Annotated in this window: 7 protein-coding genes and 1 pseudogene; 4 read left to right on the top strand and 4 right to left on the bottom strand. The window is 41.1% G+C overall.

The annotated features are described in order from the left end of the window. Positions 1 to 674: 674 nt before the first annotated feature. The 4 genes from DSOL_RS27685 to DSOL_RS24915 all read right to left on the bottom strand — a co-directional run bounded on the left by DSOL_RS27685 (position 675) and on the right by DSOL_RS24915 (position 1,986). Positions 675 to 1,016, bottom strand: a complete 342-nt coding sequence (locus DSOL_RS27685) for a site-specific integrase (RefSeq protein ID WP_139314615.1) — start codon at positions 1,014 to 1,016, stop codon at positions 675 to 677. A 78-nt stretch (positions 1,017 to 1,094) separates the two neighbouring features. Then, positions 1,095 to 1,283: a phage integrase N-terminal SAM-like domain-containing protein gene (locus tag DSOL_RS29310; protein ID WP_235838997.1), complete on the bottom strand. Its 189-nt coding sequence runs from the start codon at positions 1,281 to 1,283 to the stop codon at positions 1,095 to 1,097. 221 nt (positions 1,284 to 1,504) lie between these two features. Continuing rightward, positions 1,505 to 1,723: a hypothetical protein gene (locus DSOL_RS24920; RefSeq protein ID WP_075367426.1), complete on the bottom strand. Its 219-nt coding sequence runs from the start codon at positions 1,721 to 1,723 to the stop codon at positions 1,505 to 1,507. 23 nt (positions 1,724 to 1,746) lie between these two features. After that, positions 1,747 to 1,986 carry a hypothetical protein gene (locus tag DSOL_RS24915; RefSeq protein ID WP_075367425.1) on the bottom strand — a complete coding sequence of 80 codons (240 nt, stop codon included), beginning with the start codon at positions 1,984 to 1,986 and terminating at the stop codon, positions 1,747 to 1,749. Between the two features lie 962 nt (positions 1,987 to 2,948). Between DSOL_RS24915 and DSOL_RS24910 the strand changes: the two genes are divergently transcribed. From DSOL_RS24910 to DSOL_RS24895, 4 genes and pseudogenes are all read left to right on the top strand, one after another. Next, positions 2,949 to 4,181 carry an acetate kinase gene (locus tag DSOL_RS24910; protein WP_075367424.1) on the top strand — a complete coding sequence of 411 codons (1,233 nt, stop codon included), beginning with the start codon at positions 2,949 to 2,951 and terminating at the stop codon, positions 4,179 to 4,181. Further along, a complete protein-coding gene (locus DSOL_RS24905; protein WP_235838995.1) occupies positions 4,171 to 4,359 on the top strand; it encodes a hypothetical protein in 189 nt (62 codons plus the stop codon). Before DSOL_RS24910 ends, DSOL_RS24905 begins: the two co-directional genes overlap by 11 nt. Positions 4,360 to 4,802: 443 nt before the next feature. After that, the gene (locus tag DSOL_RS24900; RefSeq protein WP_075367422.1) at positions 4,803 to 6,536 is read left to right on the top strand and encodes a sigma-54 interaction domain-containing protein; all 1,734 of its coding nucleotides are present in this window, start codon (positions 4,803 to 4,805) and stop codon (positions 6,534 to 6,536) included. Between the two features lie 104 nt (positions 6,537 to 6,640). Beyond that, a pseudogene (locus DSOL_RS24895) lies at positions 6,641 to 6,976 on the top strand (S8 family serine peptidase); the annotation flags it as partial. Between the last annotated feature and the right edge of the window lie 437 nt (positions 6,977 to 7,413).

Below are 7,413 nucleotides of genomic sequence, written 5' to 3'. Positions count from 1 at the left end.
AGCATTGCAATTGTGCGATTTACTATTGAATGCCAGCGCGATGACAGAAGAGGCAAGGCACTTAAAGCCGATGGCTTGCTGGGCATGGCAAAACACGCCACCTCGGCCAATGCCCGGCATTATTATATATCCTGCGCAAAAGAATAAGATTGACCACAAGGTTGCCGTAATAAACGCAATTACACTTCGCTACGCAAAGTCGTGTGCCAAAGGGGTGCCCCCTTTGGAAACCCCAACAACAAAAAGACAAATCGCTTAACCGATCCTGACCCATCCATTGGGTGCATCATCCTATCGACACCCTTTTTGACCGAGGGTATATTTTATACGAATGATTTATGAAACGGAAGTTTACAGAAATAATAAATAATAGAATGATGCAACAGAAGAGCAAAAAGAGTTTTACTACATCTGGGCTAAAATCTCAAGCGAAACAAGTATTTCGACCTAGAAGAGAATTTGGGCTATATTTTTGTCTATTTGTATAAAGCAATTGACCAAGACAATGTTGATTCTATCCTCAGAGAATTAAAAAGAATTCTAAAATTTTATGGGGAGTACCCCAAAGTAAAATCCTATTGCACCATGTGGATTGCCGATTGCTATGTGCTTAAAGGAGACTATGACTCCGCATACAAACTTGAACCCTACAACATGACCTTTCGAGTAACAAACTACGGGAAAAACCACTTGGAAGAAATCAGGGCTGAGTAATAAGGAATGAAAGCGTTTCGCATAATCCGTACTTTAGGAAGGGATCTTGATAGGTCTTCCTCCGTAAAGCCCTGCTGGTATAGGAACGAGAGGTAGTTGCGCATGACATAAAGGACAGTGGCCACATATTTGGGCTTTGCTGTGCTGTAACGCCCAAGAAATTTTGTGACGTGAGACGGAGTAATTACTGATGATTCTGTAACGTTTTCCCCATCCAGGAAATAAAGAAACTTATGCAGGATCTGGTTATTGCTTATGATGGTTGCATTGGCATAATGGCGTTCCTCGTAGGCATCCTGCAAAAGAAGGTATTCCTCGGATATCAGGGAATTTGCGTTGTTTACGGTGACGAGGGATTTGCTTGGTGTTTAAATTAATGTTCAAAGTAAAAAGGGCTTGAATTTCCTCTTGAGTAAGGTTACGCCGTACAAAAAGCGGAGACCGCTATTATAGGAATTTACCGATCCAGAAGCAAGCCCTTTTTCTGTTGTGAGATAGTGAAGAAACTTCCTAATGTCCTGTTCGCCCAGCTCAGTAGCAGGTTTATCATCAAAGTAATCCTGAAAAATTTTAGCTTTGGTATAGTATTCATCTTGGGTATTCTTGCTTAAGTGCTATCCATAAAATCGTTTCACTCCAAACTGATTTAAAAATTATTCGTTTTTACACAACCTTGCCATATAATTGCACCTACTTAATATATAATTGAAAGTGATATGTTAATAAAAGGAATAATCTTAAAAAAAGGGAGCTGTCTTGTATGAGCCAGCCCCTTGAAAGATGTGATTGTCTAGGAGTATACAACATATTCAACTTCTGATATGGGAACAGTATCTATTTCACCTGTTTCTTCCAGCAAAATGCGGAAAGAATACTTGCCTACTTTTTTGATGATCCCTTCTATTTTTACTCCTTCGCTTTCTCTGTTTAAGCCTACATTAACTGACTGACCTGCATCCTCAGCATATTCTAATGCTTCTGTAATGCCTTCATATTTTTTATGGCCCATATTTCTTTCCTCCTTCTTTTAGCTTAATCTGCCATTCCAAATTCAACTGATTTTACGGCATATTTTGCTACTATAGCTTTGTCAATATCTTGTCCCAGTTCAACAGGTTCAGCTGGTTCCAGCCAAACACGAAATGATGTCTCCCATAGTTTTTCGACAATTACTCCTTCTAGAGTTACACCGCTATACAGGCCAATTGTAACTTGCTGGCCTGTTTTATAAGCGATTTTTAATGCTTTTCTAACCGATAACTCTTCAGCCATTTTCTTGCCTCCTTTTACACGTCTTACTTAATAATATGTAAAAAGGGGACAAGAGGTTCTCCACTTTGCTTTCCTGAAAAAAATTCTGGTTAATTCGGATTCAATAACTTGGTTGTATTCTTGATGTGATGTCTGTGTTTGGCAATTAAAAAATACAGCGTTTGGTAGAAAAAAATATACACAACAAAGGGCTTAGTTACAGCTTTCCATAAAAATTGGATATTTGCAATATTCAGTTATAACGTTTTTTTCTTTTCGTTTAACTTAAATGTTTCTATATTCTTGGTAACTTATGCTATTAGGCAATACGCCCTAAAAAAGGACAGCTTTCTGTACTTCCATTAGTATTAAAATAAAAAAAATACCACACAATATTATCAATCAGAGGTATATTTAAACGAAAAAAAGTTGTGTATGAACGACAGTGTCGCTAATCAACGACAGTAGTATAGATACGCTTAGCTTAAGGGAAAGCGCTGATATGGGTTGCTGAACGTTTCCCATTCACGACACTGTAGCCTAACTCTCAGTTTCTCTTTCTAGCCTCAATCGCAAAACGATTTTTTATGGGGTGCCTTGCAAATAGGCGCTTTTTTATGTTTATGAACGCTCTGACAAAAAATAAAGACAATTGGCAAGATTCTTGCTATATAAGAACTAGAGCAACTGCAATCAGATGGAAAGGACTTATGGCGGTGGACATTCCTTTGATCTAGCCCGATTATATGTTCCACATGATGATCACAGCTTCGACATTACGTATGACGGGAGGGGGCGGTAGCCAATCCATATTTTCAACTCGCTGTCAAAAATGGGGTTGTGGTTTCTTAAGTTAGACAGCAAGCTACCAATAGCATTGCAGTTCGCCTATCAGCTCAATAGATCAAGTGAAGTATACGTTAATGTTCTGATCAAAGTGAAAATATGTAAAAGGGATGTTTTATTAAGGAGGACTGTGTCGAATGAAGGTACTGGTTATCAACTGCGGTAGTTCATCACTCAAGTACCAATTGCTTGACATGACGTACAAAAGTGTTCTGGCTCAGGGTTTAGTCGAAAGAATTGGTATATCAGGCTCTCAGTTAACTCATAAACGGGGTGACCTGAAAAAGGTTATTTTAGGGGGACTGTCTTCCCATTCAGAAGCAATTTCTTTGGTCTTGGAAAGCTTAACTAATCCTAAGTACGGGGTCATCGGCAATCTCCAGGAAATTAGCGCCGTCGGGCACAGGGTGGTACATGGAGGGGAAAAATATGCTTCCTCCGTCTTGATCGATGATGCTGTGATTCAGGCAATCGGCAAATACGTAGAGTTGGCTCCCCTGCACACTCCCAAAAACATCGACGGGATTAAAGCATGTGAAAAAATCATGCCTGGGGTACCCCAGGTAGCAGTATTTGACACGGCTTTCCATCAAACCATGCCGCCAAAAGCCTTTTTATATGGTTTACCCTATGAATTATATGAAAAGTATAAAATTCGCAAATATGGCTTTCATGGTACTTCCCACAAATACGTCAGCATGATAGCGGTAGAAATGTTAGGGAAACCCCTGTCTGAAAGCAAAATCATTACCTGCCATCTGGGCAACGGCTCATCAATTGCTGCGGTAAAAGGCGGCAAATCTATTGAAACTTCTATGGGCTTTACTCCGCTAGAGGGTTTATTGATGGGGACCAGATCGGGTAGCTTGGATCCTGCTGTGGTTACTTTCATTATGGACAAAGAAAAGTTGAGCGCTGACCAAGTCAACGATTATCTCAACAAGAAAAGTGGTGTCTTAGGCATTTCTGGCGTGAGCAGTGATTTCCGTGACATCGAGGCAGCGGCCTCTCAAGGCAATCTTCGAGCACAACTTGCGCTCAACATGTTTGCCTACGTTGTTAAACATTATATTGGCGCTTACGCCTCAGTACTAAATGGTGTAGATGCCATTGTGTTTACGGCAGGTCTTGGCGAAAACTCAATCTCGATGCGCGAAGAGATTATGCGTGACTTGGATTACCTGGGTGCAGAAATAGATCCTGTGAAAAACAATGTTCGCGGTAAACAGGTAGATGTCTCTAAAGACGGAGCAGCTTGTCGTGTCCTGGTTATCCCTACCAACGAAGAATTGATGATTGCACAAGAGACAGTTGATATCGTCCGCTGTAGTTTTAATGCTAGTAAAGGGAGGACTTTTTGTGCTTCATAAAGGGAAAAACAAAATAATGGTTGGCGACCTCGTAATTACCAACAACAATCGTCAGGGCGCAGTAGTACGTTTAGGTCGAGATGATTTTGGCGACTACATTATAGTCAAGCTTGACCTTCTTAAATGGGAATTTGCATATGATCCCTGGGATTTAGAAAAGGTTAGGATGTGTAAGTGAAATATCAAGGTTGATGGAACCACCTACTAGACAGGTGGTTCCGAAGAGCTTTAGCTAAAGCGAAAAAACTACAATCAAAGTTACGCCGTTTGTTTAGCCGAGCAGGTGTTCGTTGATACAAAAGGTGACTGCCAGTACGTTTCGGGCGCTCGGCAGTTTTTAATTTTGTATACCTAAACTAAAAGGAATTCTAGGAAACTTGTGGAATGCTTGGATGGAGTAGTAGACGGCATAACATAATTAGTCATATCCCAAGCCTCTTGAGCTCCTCGCATCTGGACCATGCTCAATGCACATGGTATCTCTAAACTAAGGTGAACCCACTAGGGCAAAGTCTATAGTAAAGTTTACTATCTAAAGAAGGTATAGATGAAATTTGGGTAAAGTTATATCAGATTGCATAGTACAATTTAATTTAATTCGCAGTTTAGGGGGTAATCACTTTGGGTGATGCTGTGTGGCAGGGTGAATTTACAGAGATATTTCGGGAAGTGCTGGAGTCAGTGCATAACGGCGTTATTGTAATTGATATTGAAGGCACCATTATGTTTCTAAACCCAGCGGCAGAACGGATTTTTAATTGCCAGGCAGAAAAATTATTGGGTCAGCACATTTATAGTCTGGTGCCTAACTCTGCCTTATTTGCCGTAGCCAAAAGCGGTGTACCCCTTCTGTCTGATAAGGAAAAGCTTGGTGACAAAATTTTAATTAGTAACCGGACGCCAATTGTTTGGCGGCAAAAAATTATCGGCGCAGTGTCAGTGTTCCAAGATATCACGGATTTGGAGAATGTCTGTGAGGAACTGCATACCACGCAAAAGTTAAAGGCTACCTTAGAAGCAGTAGTGGAGAATCCTCATGAAGGATTGGTTGTCGTTGATGAACACTGCCATGTCGTAATGATGAATCAGTTCTATCTGGATGTGGTGGGGCGAAGCCTAGAAGAGGTAATTGGTAAACACATCTTGGAGATAACACCTGGTTCCCAGTTGCCCGAAACTGTACGGACGGGTAATCCTCAGTTTGCGGAGCTCTGGAAAGTCCGGGATCGGGAATTCATTATGATGCGTGTACCAATTAAAAATAATGGCAAAATTATAGGTGCCATCGGCAAGACACTGTTTAAAGATATGGTCATTGCTAAGGTTTTCGCAAAAAAACTGATCCAGCTAGAAAATGACTTAGACTATTACAAAGAAGAGTTTAGAAAAATTCACGTTTCGGATTACACCTTCGACGATATTATTGGGGTAAGTGCATCTCTAACGAAAGCCAAAAATTTAGCAGCTCGGGCAGCCCAATCTTCATCGACCGTTTTGATTACGGGTGAAAGCGGCACAGGCAAGGAAATTTTCGCCAATGCTATTCATAATTCCGGGCCACGGCGCAAAGGGCCGTTTATCAAAATCAACTGTGCTGCAGTTCCGGAACAGTTACTAGAAAGCGAGTTTTTCGGCTACAACGAGGGTGCCTTTACCGGAGCCCGTAAAGGTGGCAAACCTGGTAAATTTGAATTGGCTAATAGGGGTACAATCTTTCTTGATGAAGCCAGTGATATGAGTCTTAGTATGCAGGCAAAGCTGTTAAGGGTCATACAAGATAGGGAGGTCGAACGGATAGGTGGAACACAACCTATCAGAGTTGACGTCCGTATAATTGCCGCTTCCAATCGGGACTTACAACAATTGGTCAAGGAAAACAAATTTAGACTTGATCTGTTTTACCGAATTAATGTTATTTCCCTTGAACTGCCTCCGCTTAGAGAACGGTCCGATGATACTGAACCCTTAGCGAATCAGTTAATTGCAAAACTAAACAGAGATTTGAGAAAGCAGATTAAGGGCATTTCCCCACAGGCCATGGAGGTTCTAAAATCTTACAATTGGCCGGGAAACGTAAGGGAGTTAGGGAACATCCTGGAGCGAATTATTAATTTTTGCACTGATGACTATATTAATTTGGAACATCTTCCTGCTCAATTAATGCGGGAGAAAGGGCTCAAGAACTATGGAGACGGTCCTTATACCCTTAGACAAGGCTTAATTGAAGCGGAAAAGAATATTATTCTTAATGCTTTGCACGTTGCCAAGGGCAACAAGATGCAAGCTGCTCGAGCTTTGGGCATTCACCGTTCTGTTTTGTACCGGAAGTTAGCCCAATATAACCTTCCCGAATAGGAGTTAGTTAATCGTTTGGAAATAAGAATTAGAATTCTAAGCTGGCGGAATGTAACCCTAGTTTCTCCCTCACAGGATTACCTACTTAATTACAAGAGGCAGTTAAATATGCTCAAGCTAAGGGCTGTCTTATTATTGCCGCAGCCGGCAACCACTCAGATGGAGAAGATCCGAATATCTTGTATCCCGCATCTTTACCTGGAGTTGTAGCCGTTGGGGCACTGGCTAAAGATAATAAAATAGCCCCTTTTTCCAATACGGGAAATAGAATGGGCAATGATATAAGAGACGCGAAGAGCTCGGAAGAAATGGACTTACTTAACATGTCATTATCAGATGGATCATTTTATGGAGCTAATTTCTTTAGTATTACCCTGCCGATTGCACTGGAAGAGATTGACACGGCTGGGACCATTATCGAGCCGAAAATCCGATATTAACGGTTATTCCGACGAAAACCCCTTAATTTACTGAACAAAGATACAGCGTAGAAAACGCCAGTCCTGGGGCCACTCCACTAGGCTTTTCGATGTGTCAGAGAATGACCGGAAATTTTCTCGAATAAATGTAAAATAGTTTACTGAGCGGGAGTGGTTAGGCGAGTACACTTATTATAGACTACAAGAAGCAGCGATAATCGGCTAGTTGTCTCATACCATGTTTGAATGGTTTAAGACCGGTTGTCCTTATGTTAGATTCTAGCGAGTTGGAGGAAGAATATAGGTGTCCCATTTCGCTTTTTCGGACTGAGAAGGAAGAGAAAACACGAAGCATTAGCTACTCATCGAATGTAACATTCATTAATTTCCAGAGGATGAAACAAAGTACAAGATGACTTTCTAACCCTCAGCTTGGAATTCAGATAAAGTAATGGTTT

The sequence above is a fragment of the Desulfosporosinus metallidurans genome, from assembly GCF_001936615.1.
Classification (GTDB): domain Bacteria; phylum Bacillota; class Desulfitobacteriia; order Desulfitobacteriales; family Desulfitobacteriaceae; genus Desulfosporosinus; species Desulfosporosinus metallidurans.
Note: the sequence above shows the minus strand (reverse complement) of the source record. Positions and strands in the feature narration are given on the sequence as shown.